Raw genomic sequence first — 16,261 nt, 5'->3', positions numbered from 1 at the left:
TCTTTTTGCATTCACCAGACTGACGACGAGAACCCATGGCCAATCCCAGCGCTAGCGCCTATAACGCAGACGCCATCGAAGTCCTCTCCGGCCTCGACCCGGTGCGTAAACGCCCGGGCATGTACACCGATACCAGCCGGCCTAATCACCTGGCCCAGGAAGTCATCGACAACAGCGTTGACGAAGCCCTGGCCGGCCACGCCCGCTCGGTGCAGGTCATCCTCCACGCCGACCATTCGCTGGAAGTCAGTGACGATGGCCGTGGCATGCCGGTGGACATCCACCCTGAAGAGGGCGTGTCGGGCGTCGAGCTGATCCTCACCAAGCTGCACGCCGGCGGCAAGTTCTCCAACAAGAACTACCAGTTCTCCGGCGGCCTGCACGGCGTGGGTATTTCGGTGGTCAACGCCTTGTCGACCCAGGTGCGCGTGCGCGTCAAACGTGACGGCAACGAGTACCAGATGACCTTTGCCGATGGCTTCAAGGCCAGCGAGCTGGAAGTGGTCGGTACGGTCGGCAAGCGCAACACCGGTACCAGCGTGTACTTCAGCCCGGACCCGAAATATTTCGATTCGGCGAAGTTCTCCATCAGCCGCCTCAAGCACGTGCTCAAGGCCAAGGCCGTACTGTGCCCGGGCCTGTTGGTCAGCTTCGAGGACAAGGCTAGCGGCGAGAAGGTCGAGTGGCACTACGAAGATGGCCTGCGTTCGTACCTGGTCGACTCGGTCAGCGAGTTCCAGCGCCTGCCCGACGAGCCGTTCTGCGGCAGCCTGGCGGGTAACAAGGAGGCTGTGGACTGGGCCCTGCTGTGGCTGCCTGAAGGCGGCGACAGCGTTCAGGAAAGCTACGTCAACCTGATCCCTACCGCCCAGGGCGGTACTCATGTCAATGGTCTGCGCCAGGGCCTGCTCGACGCCATGCGCGAGTTCTGCGAATTCCGCAACCTGCTGCCGCGTGGGGTCAAGCTGGCACCGGAAGACGTCTGGGAGCGCATCACCTTCGTCCTTTCGATGAAGATGCAGGAACCACAGTTCTCCGGCCAGACCAAAGAGCGCCTGTCGTCTCGCGAGGCTGCGGCGTTTGTCTCCGGTGTGGTCAAGGACGCCTTCAGTCTGTGGCTCAACGCCCACCCCGAGCTGGGCATGCAACTGGCCGAGCTGGCCATCAGCAACGCTGGCCGGCGTCTCAAGGCCAGCAAGAAGGTCGAGCGCAAACGCATCACCCAGGGCCCGGCGTTGCCAGGCAAACTGGCCGATTGCGCCGGGCAGGACCCGATGCGCGCCGAACTGTTCCTGGTCGAGGGTGACTCTGCCGGTGGGTCGGCCAAGCAGGCCCGTGACAAGGAGTTCCAGGCCATCCTGCCGCTGCGCGGCAAAATCCTCAACACCTGGGAAGTGGACGGCGGCGAAGTGCTGGCCAGCCAGGAAGTGCACAACATCGCCGTTGCCATCGGTGTCGACCCAGGCGCGGCCGACCTGTCGCAGCTGCGCTACGGCAAGGTCTGCATCCTCGCCGACGCCGACTCCGACGGCCTGCACATCGCTACCTTGCTTTGCGCACTGTTCGTCCAGCACTTCCGCCCGTTGGTCGAGGCCGGCCACGTCTACGTCGCCATGCCGCCGCTGTACCGTATCGACCTGGGCAAGGAAATCTACTACGCCCTCGACGAAGCCGAGCGTGATGGCATCCTCGACCGGCTGGTAGCCGAGAAGAAACGCGGCAAGCCGCAGGTCACCCGATTCAAGGGGCTGGGTGAGATGAACCCGCCGCAGCTGCGTGAAACCACCATGGACCCGAACACCCGGCGCCTGGTCCAGCTGACCCTGGACGATGTGCAGGGCACCACCGAGATCATGGACATGCTGCTGGCCAAGAAGCGCGCCGGCGACCGCAAGAACTGGCTGGAAACCAAAGGCAACCTGGCTGAGGTCCTGGTTTGATTCGTCTGCTGGTCGCGGCCTGCCTGGCGCTGGTTGCCCTGCCGAGCCTGGCGGGCAACTGGCCGGAACTGAAGCTTGCCTCTGAGTACCCGATCGAGGGCATGCGCGGTGGCAACCTGTCCGGCCTGGCCGAGTGCCGGGGCGGGCTGTGGGGTGTATCCGATCGTGATGACGACCGCATCTACCGCTTCGACCAGCAGAGCCCCGTATGGCGTGCCCAGCCGCTGACCTTCACACCACCACCAGTGCCCGAGAGCGGCCTGCCGTGGGGGTTGAAGTCGCGTAGCTGGGCGGCGTCCTACGTGCGTGGTGGCGAACTGGATTACGAAGGCATCACCTGTGACCAGGCGGGCAACCTCTACCTGGTCAGCGAGGCCCATGCGGCGGTGCTGCAGTTGCCTGCCGAGGGTGAGCCGGCGTGGCTGAAGATTGACCCGGCGATGGTGCGTCAGGCCCGGGCCAGCGGCATGCTGCTCAACTTCAATGCCCTGTTCGAGGGCCTGGCAATTAACCCGGCGGGCGACCGCCTCTGGCTGGCAGCCGAGCGCGAACGGCGCGGCCTCGTGGCCATCGAGCGCCAGCAGTCGGTGTGGACCTGCGGGCGCAGTTGCGTGTTGCTGAGCGAAGCTGGGGTCGAAATGCAGCCGCCGCAGATGCCCAACCCCCGGGCGCTGTCCCGCGATTTCGCCGACCTCGCCTGGTTCGAGGGCAAGCTGTTTACCCTCGAACGCAACGCCTACCGCGTGTGCCGGCGTGATGCCACGAGCGGCAAGATCGAGCAGTGCTGGTCATTCGCCGCCGAGGCCCTGGTACCAGAGCGCCGCTACGACCAGCCGTACGGCCTGGCCGAAGCGTTGGTGATCGATGCCAAAGGCGCCTGGATCGGCCTGGACAACAACAATGGCGACCGTGCCGATGGCGAAAGCCGGCCGATCGTCTGGCGCTTTGAAGCGCCACAAGGCGGCTGGAGCGCCACTCCATGAGCCAGCCACCGGGCAAGCGCGCGGGCAAGGTACTGATGATCGTCGCCTGGGCGGCGGGGCTGTTCCTGGCCACACGCTTCTTCGGGCAATGGGAAGAACACGAGCGCAACCCGAACACGCAGGTGCAGTCGTCCCATGGCGACGGTTTCATCGAAGTGCGCTTGCTGGGTAATGGCCAGGGCCACTTCGTGGTGGACGGCGCGATCAACGGCCAGGTGGTGCATTTCATGCTCGACACCGGTGCCACCGACGTGGCGATACCCGAGGCGCTGGCCAAGGACCTGAACCTGCAGCGCGGTAGCCCGGTGGTGCTGAGCACCGCCAACGGCCGTACCGAAGGCTACCGAACGCGGCTGGGCACCCTGCAACTGGGCGATATCCGGCTACAGAATGTACGCGCCCTGGTGGTGCCGGGCCTGGACGGGCAGACCGTGTTGCTGGGCATGAGCGCCCTCAAACAACTTGAATTTACCCAGCGCGGCGGCACCATGCTGCTGCGCCAGAACCTGAAATGACGAGGCCCGCATGAGCGACTCACTGGAACTCAGCCTGGACGGCGTCGAACGCCGCTCGTTGGCTGACTTCACCGAACAGGCCTACCTCAACTACTCCATGTACGTGATCATGGACCGGGCCTTGCCGCACATCGGCGACGGCCTGAAGCCGGTGCAGCGACGCATCGTCTACGCCATGAGCGAGTTGGGGCTCGATGCCGACGCCAAGCACAAGAAGTCCGCCCGTACCGTCGGCGACGTGCTCGGCAAGTTCCACCCCCACGGCGATTCGGCCTGCTACGAAGCCATGGTGCTGATGGCGCAGCCGTTCAGCTACCGCTACACCCTGGTAGACGGCCAGGGCAACTGGGGTGCACCGGACGATCCGAAGTCGTTCGCCGCAATGCGTTATACCGAGGCACGCCTGTCGCGTTACTCGGAAGTGCTGCTCAGCGAAGTGGGCCAGGGCACCGTCGATTGGGTGCCGAACTTCGACGGCACGCTGCAGGAGCCTGCGGTATTGCCGGCGCGCCTGCCGAATATCCTGCTCAACGGCACCACTGGTATCGCCGTGGGCATGGCCACCGATGTGCCACCGCACAACCTGCGTGAAGTGGCCAGCGCCTGTGTGCGCCTGCTCGACGAGCCCAAGGCTACCATCGAGCAGCTGTGCGAACACATTCAGGGCCCGGACTACCCGACCGAGGCCGAAATCATCACCCCGCGTGCGGAAATCCAGAAGATCTACGAAAGCGGCCGCGGCTCTATCCGCATGCGCGCCGTGTACCGCGTCGAGGATGGCGACATTGTGGTTACCGCGCTGCCGCATCAGGTCTCCGGGGCCAAGGTGCTGGAGCAGATCGCCGCGCAGATGCAGGCCAAGAAGCTGCCGATGGTCGCCGACCTGCGTGACGAGTCGGACCACGAGAACCCTTGCCGCATCGTCATCATTCCACGCTCCAACCGCGTCGATGCCGACGAACTGATGCAGCACCTGTTCGCCACCACCGACCTGGAAAGCAGCTACCGGGTCAACGTCAACATCATCGGCCTCGACGGCCGCCCGCAGCTGAAGAACCTGCGCGCGCTGCTGCTGGAGTGGCTGGAGTTCCGCACCAACACCGTTCGCCGCCGCCTGCAGCACCGCCTGGACAAGGTCGAGAAGCGCCTGCACCTGTTGGAAGGTTTGCTCACCGCGTTCCTCAACCTGGATGAAGTGATCCACATCATCCGTACCGAAGAGCACCCCAAGCAGGCGCTGATCGAACGTTTCCAGCTCACCGAGATCCAGGCCGACTACATCCTTGAGACACGCCTGCGGCAGTTGGCGCGTCTGGAAGAGATGAAAATCCGTGGCGAACAGGACGAACTGCTCAAGGAGCAGGCCAAGCTGCAAGCGCTGCTGGGCAGCGACGCCAAGCTGCGCAAGCTGGTGCGTAGCGAGCTGATCAAGGACGCCGAAACCTATGGCGACGACCGCCGCTCGCCAATCGTCGAGCGCGCCGAAGCCAAGGCCTTGTCTGAAAACGAGCTGATGCCGACCGAGCCGGTCACCGTGGTGCTGTCGGAAAAGGGCTGGGTGCGTTGCGCCAAGGGCCACGACATCGACGCTACCGGCCTGTCCTACAAGGCCGGCGACGGCTTCAAGGCCGCCGCTGCCGGGCGCTCCAACCAGTTTGCCGTGTTGATTGATTCCACCGGGCGCAGTTATTCGGTGGCCGCGCATACCCTGCCATCGGCGCGTGGCCAGGGCGAGCCATTGACCGGCCGCCTGACGCCACCGCCTGGGGCGACCTTCGAATGCGTGCTGCTGCCTGACGATGATGCACTGTATGTGGTGGCTTCGGACGCCGGTTACGGGTTCGTGGTCAAAGGTGAAGACCTGCAGGCCAAGAACAAGGCCGGCAAAGGGCTGCTCAGCTTGCCCAACGGTGCCAAGGTCATGACCCCGCGCCCGGTGGCCGACCGTGAGCAGGACTGGCTGGCGGCGGTGACCACCGAAGGTCGTTTGCTGGTGTTCAAGGTTTCCGACCTGCCACAGCTGGGCAAAGGCAAGGGCAACAAGATCATCGGTGTGCCCGGTGATCGGGTTGCCAGTCGTGAAGAATTTGTCACCGATCTGGCGGTGATTGCCGAGGGTGCAACCCTTGTATTGCAAGCCGGCAAGCGTACCCTGTCTCTTAAAGCCGACGACCTCGAACACTACAAGGGCGAGCGTGGCCGGCGCGGTAGCAAGCTGCCACGCGGCTTCCAGCGGGTCGACAGCTTGCAGGTGGAAATGCCGGCATAATCCGACGAAATGTCTGGAACGGCAATTTCAACGCCGTTCCAGGCAGAAATGCTGGAGTCGAGCCGATATTTCGCGGATGATAGTGCCCCTGCGGTGCCGGCGTGGCCGTGTGCCCGATTGAATCTCTATCAGTATCACTGCGGTTTGCCTGGTAGCGACCGCCTGGATGGGTTGAATGAAATTCCTGCGCCTTCCATTTGCGCTGTTGATGACGGGTTTGCTGGGGCTGAGCGGGTGCAGCATGCACCAGCCGGTTGCCCTGTACCAACTCGACAGCGGTGATCCTGGCCAGCCTTCGCAGAGTGCGGGCATGGCCGTGGTGCTCGGCCCGGTCTCGGTTGCCGATTATCTGCAGCGCGAAACCTTCTTGCAGCGTCAGGCTGATGGCAGCCTGAGTTCTGCCACTGACGGTCGCTGGGCCGGTAGCCTGTCGGCGGACATCGATCAATTGCTGGTGCGTCAGCTGGCCTGGCGCCTGGACAGCCAGCGTGTGGTGCTGGCCCCGGCCAGCACTGGCTTCTCCCCGGACGTGCAGGTGCTGCTGTCGATCACCCGCCTGGACTCGGGCAAGAACCAGCCGGCGATTCTCGATGCGCAATGGCGCCTGCTCGACCGCCGTGGCCATGTGCGTGACAACCGTATCGTTCACCTTGAGCAGCCGCATGAGGGTAGCGAATCGTCCCAGGTCCAAGCCCAGGGGCAGTTGCTGCAGAAACTGGCCGAACAGTTGAGCGTGGCGGTCAAGCCGCTGGCCAATCAGCCTGCGGTTGCTGAAGAAGCACCCAAGAAACAGGCAGCACCGGTACAGGTCAAGAAAGAGCCAGAGAAGTCGAAGATCCCGATGGCTTCGCCGATTCGCACCGATATGGAAGTCTATCGGTTCTGATCGAGTAGCCACCCACAAAAAAGCCCGCATCTTCGCGGGCTTTTTTGTGGGTGGTGTCCCGTCCTGAATAAGGTTTACACCTCCCATCCCGAATTTCCGGAGAGTCAGATGGAGCAAGGTGTAAAGCGCACACAGAGAGATTACTCACTGTCTTTTAAATTGGCGGTGGTTGATCAGATTGAAAAAGGCGAACTGACCTACAAACAGGCCCAGGTGCGGTATGGCATCCAGGGTCGGTCGACGGTTCTGGTATGGTTGCGTAAGCACGGTCGGCAGGATTGGAGCCAGGGGGCCTCGATCCGCGACGAGAGGAGCTGCGCGATGTCTGACCCCAAAACGCTCACTCCAGAGCAGCGGATCAAAGAGCTTGAGCAACAGTTGGAACTGATGAGCCAGAAGGCCCAGTTTTTTGAGACGGTCGTTGATGTTCTGAAAAATGACTATGGTGTTTCGGTCGTAAAAAAGCGATCCGGCAAGTCCTCTCGCAAGGTCAAGTCGCAGGACTGAGCATTGCCAGGGCTTGTCAGTTTCTAGGCATCAGTCGACAGGCTTACTACAAGCGCAACCGAACTGCTGATGGCAAAGAGCGCCAGGCAGATCAGGTGGTTGAGTTTGTTCAGCAAGTCCGGATGCGCCAGCCTCGTCTGGGTACACGCAAGCTGCACTATCTGCTGCATTGCCAACCTGACAAACGGTTCCAAGTTGGCCGAGATAGGCTGTTCCAAGTCTTGGGAGAGCGCCGTTTGCTGGTGCTGCCTAAGCGGGCCTACCACAAGACAACACAAAGCTTTCATCGCTTCTACCGCCATCCCAACTTACTCAAGCCGGGCCCAAGCCAAGTCGTTCCGACAAGGCCGGAGCACGTCTGGGTTGCCGATATTACTTACCTGCCCGCACGTAACGGCCCGCTGTACCTGAGCCTGGTAACGGATGCGTACTCCAGGAAAATTGTTGGCCACCACGTCCATGAAAGCCTGCATGCCGAGTCAGTGGCGCAAGCCTTCAAGCAGGCATTACGAAAGCGACGTCGTCGCCAGCCATTAGTCCACCATTCGGATCGAGGCATCCAATATTGCTCGGCGCTGTACCAGTCACTGCACCAACGGCACGATGTTCAGTGCTCCATGACTGATGGGTATGACTGCTACCAGAACGCGCTGGCCGAGCGAATCAACGGAATCCTCAAGATGGAGCTGCTGTTGAGCAGCCCTGAAGATCTTGAGCAGGCGAGACAGATGGTTGACGAGGCAGTGCAGATCTACAACACAGAACGGCCCTATATGGCCCTGAAAAACAAAACGCCCGATGCAGTGCATCGGGCGTTTTGAGGCCTGTCGGCCTACCTGAACAGGTGTAAACCTATTTCAGGACTAGACATGGCTGAAATTGCTGGGGCCGCTCCGCAGCCCTTTCGCGACACAAGGCCGCTCCTACAAGAGACTGCGATCCCTTGTGGGAGCGGCCTTGTGTCGCGAAAGGGCCGCAGAGCGGCCCCAAGGATCTCAAATCAAGCCCGGCGCTCGTGCATCCGCGCCAGCTGGCGCTCCAGCATCGACGGGTAAGGCTCCATCAACCGCTCCACGCAGCAAGCGCCTTCAGGGCTGGCAATCGGCCGAATACGGGCGCGCTTGCGGATCAGCTCGTCATCACTGATCTGCCGCTCCACCAGCAGCAGGTTGCGGCTGTGCTGCGACAGCGCCAGGGCATCCTGGGCCTTCTCGGCCATCAGCAGGTCGACCTGCTCCAGCCCTTGCAGATCGTCGCCCAGGGCCAGGCCCAGCTGCAGTTGCAGGGTGATACCGCTGTCGGCCACTTCGATCTGCAGGGCATGGCCCAGCGCACGTAGCAGCTCGCCGCAGCAGATTGCGTTGGTCAGGTAATCCTCGCCGCAGTCGCGGCTGTGGAACAGCACCAGGGTGCTGCCATCGTTGAGGGTGTGGATTTCGCCCTCATACAGCGATGCAGCCTGCTCCAGGCAGCCACGGTAGCGCTCCAGCAGCTCGGTCAGGCGCGTGCGCGGCAAGCGACGCAGTTGCTCCTGGGAGCCCAGTTGAACGGCTAGCACGGCGGTATTCTGTGGCTCGTCGGATTCGACCACGGCAGGTTTGGGCGCCGGTTGCTCCTCGTCATCCAGCAGCCCGGCGAAGGCTTCGTCGTCATCCTCGTCCGCCTGGACCACGGCCCTGGCGCGCTGGGCCGGCTTGGCTGGAGCTTCGTCGTGCGGCGCGTCGAACTCGTCTTCGTACTCTTCCTCTTCCGGTTCCGGCTCGGGCGGAGGTGGCGGCGCCAGGCGGGCGTGCAGCTGGCGGGCGATGTCGCCGATCTCGTCCTGACGGTCGATGGCCGGGGTGTATGGGTGCGGGTCACGCAGCCACACCCGTAGCTGCAACAGCGGCAGGGTGATGTGGCGGCCTTGGCGCAGGCTCAGGCTCAGCGCCAGGGCCAGCAGGATGGCGGCGAGGATGCCCATGCTTTGCAGGCTGATCAGCATCGGCTGCTGGAACTGGCTCATGTCCAGGCTGATGCGCAGCTGACCGGCGGTCACGTCCTGGAACGTGATCTTGGTCTGGTACAGGCCTTCAGCTTCACCCAGCAGGCTGTTGCGTGGACGTTGACCGGCCTCGGCGAGGATGCGGTTGTCCACGCTGTAGATGGCCGCATGGGCCACCAGCGGGTTCTTCACCAGGTTACCCAACAGCACGTTGAGGCTGAGGATGTCATTGGACACCAGCAGCTCGGTTGCCGAGGTGGCGGTCTGGGTGGTCAGGCTCTGGCCGAGGGCGTCAGCCTGCTCGTGCATGGCCTGCTTGAACTGCAGGCCCATCACGCAGGCGTAGATCACCAGCGCCAGCGCCACCAGGAAAATGTTGGTGGTGGCGATGCGCAGTGCCAGGGGCACGCGACGTTGGCGCAGGGCTCGGAAGATCATGATGAAGAAGTTGTCGGTTTTGACGGGCGTGGGCCGGTTCACAGAGCTCGGCTCTTAATGGCATAAAAGTGTTGGGCAGTATAGCGAGCAGTGTTTTGTCGGCAAAGTAGAGTTGGCGCCCGATGGTCATGGAAAATCGGTAGAATGCGCATTTTTCATCGAAGTCGGAGCCAGGTTGTGCGCGAAATCGTTCTGATCAACATCACCGGTGAGGACCGTCCCGGTCTTACCGCCGCCATTACCGGCGTCCTGCTCCAGGGCGGTGTGAACATCCTCGACATCGGCCTGGCGGTGATGCACGGCACCCTGTCGTTCGGCATTCTGGTCGATATCCCCGACAACGAAGTGGCCACCAGTCTACTGCAAAGCGTGCAGTCCAAGGCCCACGAGCTGAACCTGCAAGCGCGTTATACGCCGATCTCCGAGGCCGACTATCAGCACTGGGCCGATGCCCAGGGCGAAGCGCGGCATATCGTGACCTTGCTCAGCCGCAAGATCACCCCCGAGCAACTGCAACGCGTCAGCGCAGTCATCAGCCAGTACGACCTGACCATCGAGCGCATCGAGCGCCTGTCGGCGCGGGTTGCGCTGGGTGCTCCGAGCGAGAAGGGCAAGGCGGCGCTGGAAATTTCCGTGCGCGGCGTGCCGAGCGACGCCCAGGCATTGCGTGCCGACTTCTTCGCGCTGGCCGAAGAGCTGAACATCGACATCGCGTTCCAGAAGGATGACCTGTTCCGCCGCAACCGCCGCCTGGCGGTATTCGACATGGACTCGACGCTGATCGAGGCTGAAGTCATCGACGAGCTGGCCAAGGCGGCCGGTGTGGGCGAACAGGTTGCCGCGATCACCGAGCGCGCCATGCGTGGCGAGCTGGATTTCCGCGCCAGTTTCAAGGAGCGCATGGCGCTGCTTAAAGGCCTGGATGTCGGTGTGCTCGACGAGATCGGTGCTTCCCTGCGCCTGACTGAAGGTGCTGAAAACCTGTTCGCCGAGCTCAAGCGCCTGGGCTACAAGACGGCGATCCTGTCCGGTGGCTTCTCGTACTTCGCCAAGCAGGTGCAGGCGCGCCTGGGCATTGATTACGTATTCGCCAATGAACTGGAAGTGGTCGATGGCAAGGTGACCGGCGTGGCCGTGGAGCCGATTGTCGATGCCCAGCGCAAGGCTGACCTGCTGCAGCAACTGGCCAACGAAGAAGGCCTGCAGCTGGACCAGACCATCGCCGTGGGCGATGGCGCCAACGACCTGCCGATGCTGTCGCTGGCCGGCCTGGGTGTGGCGTTCCGCGCCAAGCCGCTGGTGCGCCAGTCGGCCAAGCAGGCGATTTCCACCCTGGGGCTGGATGGCGTGCTGTACCTGCTGGGCCTGCGCGACCGCGACGCCCGAGGCTGATACGCCGGACAAAAAAAGGCCCTGCACATGCAGGGCCTTTTTTTTCGTCCAGGGTCAAGCCTGGGCAGGGTTAGCCAGCAGTTCACCCATGCGCACAGCCGAAGCTGCGCCCAGGTTTTCGGCCCATTTCACCTGCTCTGGTCCGAACAGCACGATCGCGGTCGAGCCCAGTTTGAAGCGGCCCAGCTCGGCGCCTTTCTCCAGGTGAATCGGTGCACGGCTGCTTTCGTCGTAGCGGAATGTCTTCAGCTCGCGCTTCGGCGGCGTGACCAGGCCGGCCCACACGGTCTCGATCGAAGCAACGATCATTGCGCCGACCAGCACCACGGCCATTGGCCCGCGCTCGGTATCGAACAGGCACACCACACGCTCGTTGCGGGCGAACAGCTCCGGCACGTTCTCGGCAGTGGTCTGGTTGACCGAGAACAGACGGCCCGGCACATAGACCATCTCGCGCAGGGTACCGGCCAGCGGCATGTGCACGCGGTGGTAATCCTTCGGCGACAGATAGATGGTGGCGAACTCGCCACCCATGAACGGCGCAGCCAGTGCAGGGTCGCCGCCGAGCAGTTCGAGGGCGCTGTAGCTGTGGCCTTTGGCCTGGAAGATACGACCGTGCTCGATCGGGCCCAGCTGGCTGACGGCACCGTCGGCCGGGCAGAGGATCGCGCCCGGCGTTTCGTCCAGCGGGCGGGCGCCTGGCTTCAGGGCGCGGGTGAAGAAGGCGTTGAAGTGCTCGTAGGCGGTGAGGTCTTCGACCAGCGCTTCGCTCATGTTCACCTGGTAACGCTTGGCGAACCAGGCGGTGAAGGCGTTCTTGAACCAGCGTGCACGGCACTCGGCGACACAGCCAGCCAGGCGCGACAGCAAGTGGTGCGGCAGCAGGTACTGGCTGAGGATGAACAGACGGGATTTCATTGTGTTGATTGTCCTTGAACTTCGACAGGCGTGTCCGGGTGGTTGCCCCATTCGCTCCACGAACCGGCATAAGCCTTGATGCGTGGGTAGCCGAGGGCCTTGGCCACCAGGTAGGTGAAACCGGAGCGGCGGTGGGTTTGGCAGTGGGTGATCACTTCTTTGTCCGGGGTGATACCCTTTTGCTGGAGTACTTCAGCGATGTCCGCGCGGATGCGCAGGTGATCGTTGAGGTCCATGCCGGCAGTCCACTCGAAATTGATGGCGCCGGGAATGTGCCCAGCCTTGGCGGCCAGGACCTTTTCACCGTTGAATTCCTGCGGGCCGCGGGCGTCCCAGATCACCAGGTCATCGGCGCCCAGGCGGCTTTGCAGGTATTCGCGGGTAGCGGTCGGTTCGCCGTGCAGATGCAGGTGCACGGGCGTGTTGCCAGGTGCTGGCACGTCGGTGGAGAGTTTGTCCGCCGACCAGGCCTGGATGCCGCCGTTGAGGTAGTGGTAGCGGGTATGGCCGATGACATCGAGCAGCCAGATGAAGCGGCCGGCCCAGCCGCCGCCTTCATCGTCGTACACCACGTAGACTGCGTCGTCGCGGTGGCCGAGCTCGCTGAACAGTTTTTCCAGGTCGGCCAGGGCCGGCAGCAGGCCGGGTGCCGGAGGCAGGCCAAGCTGGGTGCGCTTGCCCTCGACGAAGCGGGCGCCGGGGATATGCCCGCTGACATAGCGGTTGGCGCTGCTCAGGTCGACCAGGATCAGCTGAGGTGAATCCAGGCGCGGCAGCAGGTCTTCGGCTTCGATCACCAAAGGCAGGCCGGAAAAATCAGTCATCCACGTTCTCCAGTGTGGAAAGAGGGGCGATTGTAGCGCAAGGCTCAGGCGCCGCGGTTGGCAAACACCGCCAGCGCACGTTCGATACATTGCGAAGTCTTGCCGAAAGCCTGCACGCTGACATCGGCCAGCGGCTTGCCGCCCTGGTCGGCCACGGCCAGCATCAGCACCTGGTCACTGACCGCCAACGAACGCAGCAGCACGTGTTCGCTGCGGAAGAAAGCCCGTAGCGGCGCGGGTAGCAATGCCGAGAACTGGGCGTGATTGTCAGGCGTCAGGCGCAACTGCCCGGCCTTGCTCACGAGCTTTTGCAGCAGTTTGTTCTGCGCGACAGGCAAGGCCATGGCTGCGGCCTCCTTGGGCAGGCCGGCGGTTTGCTGCACGCGCAGATAGTCGCTGGCACGGTCCAGTGTCAGCAGCATGATGCGCTGCATGCCGCAGGCGAGCATGGCGTCGCGCGCCTGGGTCGCCAGGTGTACCGCGTTGGTGAACGGGCTTGGTTGGGCCAGCAACTCCTGGCACAGCTTGCGCCAGCGCCCGAGGTCTTCGCTGGAGGGGGGCGGTGGCGTCAGCATGTCCGGGTGCGGGCGGCGCTGGTGCCAAGGCCAGATCAGTGCTTCGGCCGGGTGGAACAGCGCATGCCTGGCGTGACGCCGGGCGCTGGCGGCAGCCTGTTGGTGCACCTGCTGTTGTACGTCTTCCAGTGAAGTCTGCAGATACAGTGCGGTCAGCTGCTGCCAGCGTAACAAATGAGGGTTGTCCCAACCGACCTGGGCTGCCAGGGCCAGGTTATTGGCCAGTAGTACGGTGTTGGCCGGCTCGTTGAACCAGCGGCGCAAGCCGGGTGCCTCGTCCAGGCGATGCTGCTGGCTGAGCAGGTCTTCTTCGCGGGCGATGCTAAGAACCATGGCCAGTTGGTCGCGTTCTTCGAGCAGCAGGCGATAGCCTTGGGTCACCCATTTGGGCAAGCGCCAGTGTTCGGCCATGGCCTGGCATAGAGCGAAGATACGCACGCCGAACAATTCCTGCTCCACGTCGGCTGCGATCTCGCCCTTGTGGATAACCCGCAGCTCCCAGGCGTCCAACAGCTTGGGGTGGGCCAGGGCCAGCGGCCAAAGAGGGGCGAGGAACAGTAGGCTGCCCCAGTGGATCTCCTGCCACAGGCGCGCCAGGCGGCTGGCGAACAGGCCGCTGGCCTGTTGCGCGGCGTGCTGGCTGATCAACAGAAATTGGCGCAGCACTGGCGGAATGTCGTCTTCCGGCAGGGCCGGCAGGCGCATCAGCAGTTCCTTGCTGCGTGCCAGGCCCAGGCGGTTGAGGGCGACCTCCAGGCTTTCGGCGGGCTCGGCCTGGCTGGCGTTGGCGGAGTGATTGGCCTCGCGCATCACCGACAGCACCAGGGCGGGGCTGTCCTGCATCAGTTCGGCGATGTCGCGCAACGAGCGGCGATTGTCGTTGATGGCGCTCATGACCCGGTCGTAACTCTGCTTCGGTACCGGTACACGGACACCGTCGAGCAGCTTGACCCAGGCTTCTACCGTACGCGGATTCTGAGTGGGCACCTTGGATTCCATTGGCATTTTGACATCAGTCCGAACTGGCTTTTCGCTTTTAGTGGCTATAGTCTGGCGCAGTTCTGCCGATAAGTAGAAGAAGAGTTTTAAAGCTCCCGTCCCTCACCCTGACCACGACAGCAAGTGCTTTGAACCTATGGCTAAAATTATCGGCATCATCGTCGTATTCGCGAGCGTGCTCGGCGGATATGTACTCTCCCACGGCAAGATCGCGGCGCTGATCCAGCCGTTCGAAGTGCTGATCATCGGCGGTGCAGCCTTTGGCGCCTTCATGCAGGCCAACCCTGGTTACATGACCATGCATGTAATCAAGAAGTCGATGAAGATGTTCGGCTCGCGCTTCTCCCATGCTTTCTATCTGGAAGTACTGGGCCTGGTATATGAAATCCTCAACAAGAGCCGTCGCGAAGGCATGATGGCGATCGAGAGCGATATCGAAGACGCCGCAGCCAGTCCGATCTTTGCCAAGTACCCGGCAGTACTGGGGGACGAGCGCATGACCGCATTCATCTGCGACTACCTGCGCATCATGTCCACCGGCAACATGGCACCCCACGAGCTCGAAGGCCTGTTCGACATGGAGCTGCTGAGCATGAAGGAAGAGCTCGAGCACCCGTCGCACGCGGTCACCGGTATTGCCGACGGCATGCCTGGTTTCGGTATCGTGGCGGCGGTACTGGGTATCGTGGTGACCATGGCGTCGCTGGGTGATGGCGACCAGAAGGCCATCGGCATGCACGTGGGTGCGGCGCTGGTCGGTACCTTCTTCGGTATTCTCGCCGCTTATGGCTTCTTCGGCCCACTGGCCAAGTGCCTTGAGCACGATGCCAAGGAGGAGCTAAACCTCTATGAATCGATCAAGGCCTCGCTGGTGGCCTCGGCTTCTGGCATGCCGCCTTCGCTGGCCGTCGAGTTCGGGCGCAAGGTGCTGTATCCGAAGCATCGCCCAAGCTTCGCCGAGCTGGAACAAGCGGTTCGCGGTCGCTGAGTCATGGAGAACAATCAGCCGATAATCATCAAGCGCGTCAAGCGCTTCGGTGGCGGGCACCATGGTGGCGCCTGGAAGATCGCCTTCGCCGACTTCGCCACGGCGATGATGGCGTTCTTCCTGGTGTTGTGGCTGCTATCCACGGCTACGCCTGAGCAGAAGATCGCCATTGCCGGCTACTTCAAGGACCCGATCGGTTTTTCCGAGAGTGGCACACCATACGTCATCGACCTGGGCGGTTCGCCGCAGATGGCGCCGGAAAAGACCATCAACCCGGAAGTGAAGTCCGAGCCTACGCCTGATACCAGCATTCAGCTGGACAAGGACCAGGTCGAGACCATGGCCGAACAGGTCGAGCGCGAGCGCCTCGAATTGCTGCTGCAGGAACTGCAGAACAAGGTCGAGGAAAACCCGCAGCTGCAGAAGTTCAAGGACCAGATTCTCTTCGAGATCACCCAGGACGGCCTGCGGATCCAGATCATGGATGCAGAGAACCGGCCGATGTTCGACATCGGCAGCGCACGCCTGCAGCCTTATTTCGAAGACATCCTGCTGGCCATGGCCGACACCATCAAGGCAGTGCCGAACAAGATCAGCATCAGTGGCCACACCGATGCCAAGCCGTACTCCGGCACTGGCGACTTCGGTAACTGGGAGCTGTCGGCCAACCGGGCCAACGCTGCGCGTCGTGCCTTGGTTGCCGGCGGCTACCCGGATGACCAGGTGGCGCGGGTAGTGGGCTATGCCTCGTCGTCGCTGTTCGACCGCAAGAACCCGTTCAACCCGGTCAACCGCCGTATCGACATCATCGTCCTGACCAAGAAGGCGCAGCGCAACATCGAGGGTGAGCAGGGTGCGCCCGACGCGCCAGCCCAGCCGGCACCGCCAGCGGGTGCAGCACCCGGGGCGGCAGCTCCGGCAGCACCGGCGGCTGGGGACGCCGCTGCCCAGGCCCCGATGCAGCCGCGTGAACTGCGCCAGAAGCTGAACATCTTCGAGGATGGGACCTTGAAGATGGACGAGCAGAAGGATCAGTAACCGCC

General features: G+C 62.8%; 13 protein-coding genes. 9 read left to right on the top strand and 4 right to left on the bottom strand.

Annotation, left to right across the window (positions count from 1 at the left end; genetic code table 11):
- The first annotated feature begins 35 nt into the window (after positions 1–35).
- The 6 genes from parE to BUQ73_RS23830 all read left to right on the top strand — a co-directional run bounded on the left by parE (position 36) and on the right by BUQ73_RS23830 (position 7,921).
- Positions 36–1,940 (top strand): DNA topoisomerase IV subunit B, encoded by a 1,905-nt coding sequence (gene parE / locus BUQ73_RS23855; protein ID WP_027920726.1) that lies wholly within the window; start codon positions 36–38, stop codon positions 1,938–1,940.
- Positions 1,937–2,923 carry an esterase-like activity of phytase family protein gene (locus BUQ73_RS23850; RefSeq protein ID WP_079229933.1) on the top strand — a complete coding sequence of 329 codons (987 nt, stop codon included), beginning with the start codon at positions 1,937–1,939 and terminating at the stop codon, positions 2,921–2,923. The genes parE and BUQ73_RS23850 overlap by 4 nt, the downstream gene beginning before the upstream one ends.
- Complete coding sequence (locus BUQ73_RS23845) at positions 2,920–3,438, top strand: retropepsin-like aspartic protease family protein (protein ID WP_079229932.1); 519 nt, start codon at positions 2,920–2,922, stop codon at positions 3,436–3,438. Before BUQ73_RS23850 ends, BUQ73_RS23845 begins: the two co-directional genes overlap by 4 nt.
- Before the next feature lie 10 nt (positions 3,439–3,448).
- Complete coding sequence (gene parC / locus BUQ73_RS23840) at positions 3,449–5,707, top strand: DNA topoisomerase IV subunit A (RefSeq protein WP_079229931.1); 2,259 nt, start codon at positions 3,449–3,451, stop codon at positions 5,705–5,707.
- Between the two features lie 175 nt (positions 5,708–5,882).
- The gene (locus tag BUQ73_RS23835) at positions 5,883–6,593 is read left to right on the top strand and encodes a PqiC family protein (protein WP_079229930.1); all 711 of its coding nucleotides are present in this window, start codon (positions 5,883–5,885) and stop codon (positions 6,591–6,593) included.
- Positions 6,594–6,701: 108 nt separating this feature from the next.
- Positions 6,702–7,921 (top strand): IS3 family transposase gene (locus BUQ73_RS23830; RefSeq protein ID WP_152031600.1). Its coding sequence is split into 2 segments (ribosomal slippage): positions 6,702–7,050 and positions 7,050–7,921, totalling 1,221 coding nucleotides; the frame shifts between segments, so codons are not numbered across the junction.
- Between the two features lie 179 nt (positions 7,922–8,100).
- Here the strand turns inward: BUQ73_RS23830 and BUQ73_RS23820 are convergent.
- Positions 8,101–9,564 (bottom strand): AhpA/YtjB family protein, encoded by a 1,464-nt coding sequence (locus BUQ73_RS23820; protein WP_079229928.1) that lies wholly within the window; start codon positions 9,562–9,564, stop codon positions 8,101–8,103.
- Between the two features lie 135 nt (positions 9,565–9,699).
- On the opposite strand from BUQ73_RS23820, the gene serB reads away from it, so the two are divergent.
- A complete protein-coding gene (gene serB, locus BUQ73_RS23815) occupies positions 9,700–10,914 on the top strand; it encodes a phosphoserine phosphatase SerB (RefSeq protein ID WP_079229927.1) in 1,215 nt (404 codons plus the stop codon).
- 54 nt (positions 10,915–10,968) lie between these two features.
- On the opposite strand, the gene asd is transcribed toward serB, so the two are convergent.
- From asd to BUQ73_RS23800, 3 genes are read right to left on the bottom strand one after another with little or no spacing between them, the layout of a single operon-like run.
- A complete protein-coding gene (asd, locus tag BUQ73_RS23810; RefSeq protein ID WP_079229926.1) occupies positions 10,969–11,832 on the bottom strand; it encodes an archaetidylserine decarboxylase in 864 nt (287 codons plus the stop codon).
- Positions 11,829–12,656, bottom strand: a complete 828-nt coding sequence (locus BUQ73_RS23805; RefSeq protein WP_079229925.1) for a rhodanese-like domain-containing protein — start codon at positions 12,654–12,656, stop codon at positions 11,829–11,831. Before BUQ73_RS23805 ends, asd begins: the two co-directional genes overlap by 4 nt.
- 44 nt (positions 12,657–12,700) lie before the next feature.
- Positions 12,701–14,236: an HDOD domain-containing protein gene (locus BUQ73_RS23800; RefSeq protein ID WP_079229924.1), complete on the bottom strand. Its 1,536-nt coding sequence runs from the start codon at positions 14,234–14,236 to the stop codon at positions 12,701–12,703.
- 130 nt (positions 14,237–14,366) lie between these two features.
- On the opposite strand from BUQ73_RS23800, the gene motA reads away from it, so the two are divergent.
- Together motA and motB are read left to right on the top strand one after the other, a co-directional pair.
- Entirely contained in the window at positions 14,367–15,218 is an 852-nt protein-coding gene (gene motA, locus BUQ73_RS23795) for a flagellar motor stator protein MotA (RefSeq protein ID WP_079229923.1), read from the top strand.
- A gap of 3 nt (positions 15,219–15,221) precedes the next feature.
- Positions 15,222–16,256 (top strand): flagellar motor protein MotB, encoded by a 1,035-nt coding sequence (gene motB / locus BUQ73_RS23790; RefSeq protein WP_079229922.1) that lies wholly within the window; start codon positions 15,222–15,224, stop codon positions 16,254–16,256.
- The last annotated feature ends 5 nt before the right edge of the window (positions 16,257–16,261 follow it).

The organism is Pseudomonas putida (assembly GCF_002025705.1).
Lineage (GTDB): Bacteria > Pseudomonadota > Gammaproteobacteria > Pseudomonadales > Pseudomonadaceae > Aquipseudomonas > Aquipseudomonas putida_J.
The sequence above is the reverse complement of the archived record's forward strand: the minus strand, read 5'-3'. Positions and strand labels throughout refer to the sequence as shown.

Bases quoted from the DNA above. Each gene is read 5' to 3' on its own strand.
- parE (WP_027920726.1), top strand. From the start codon at position 36: ATGGCCAATCCCAGCGCTAGCGCCTATAACGCAGACGCCATCGAAGTC.
- BUQ73_RS23845 (WP_079229932.1), top strand. From the start codon at position 2,920: ATGAGCCAGCCACCGGGCAAGCGCGCGGGCAAGGTACTGATGATCGTC.
- parC (WP_079229931.1), top strand. From the start codon at position 3,449: ATGAGCGACTCACTGGAACTCAGCCTGGACGGCGTCGAACGCCGCTCG.
- BUQ73_RS23835 (WP_079229930.1), top strand. From the start codon at position 5,883: ATGAAATTCCTGCGCCTTCCATTTGCGCTGTTGATGACGGGTTTGCTG.
- asd (WP_079229926.1), bottom strand. From the start codon at position 11,832: ATGAAATCCCGTCTGTTCATCCTCAGCCAGTACCTGCTGCCGCACCAC.
- BUQ73_RS23805 (WP_079229925.1), bottom strand. From the start codon at position 12,656: ATGACTGATTTTTCCGGCCTGCCTTTGGTGATCGAAGCCGAAGACCTG.
- BUQ73_RS23800 (WP_079229924.1), bottom strand. From the start codon at position 14,236: ATGCCAATGGAATCCAAGGTGCCCACTCAGAATCCGCGTACGGTAGAA.
- motA (WP_079229923.1), top strand. From the start codon at position 14,367: ATGGCTAAAATTATCGGCATCATCGTCGTATTCGCGAGCGTGCTCGGC.
- motB (WP_079229922.1), top strand. From the start codon at position 15,222: ATGGAGAACAATCAGCCGATAATCATCAAGCGCGTCAAGCGCTTCGGT.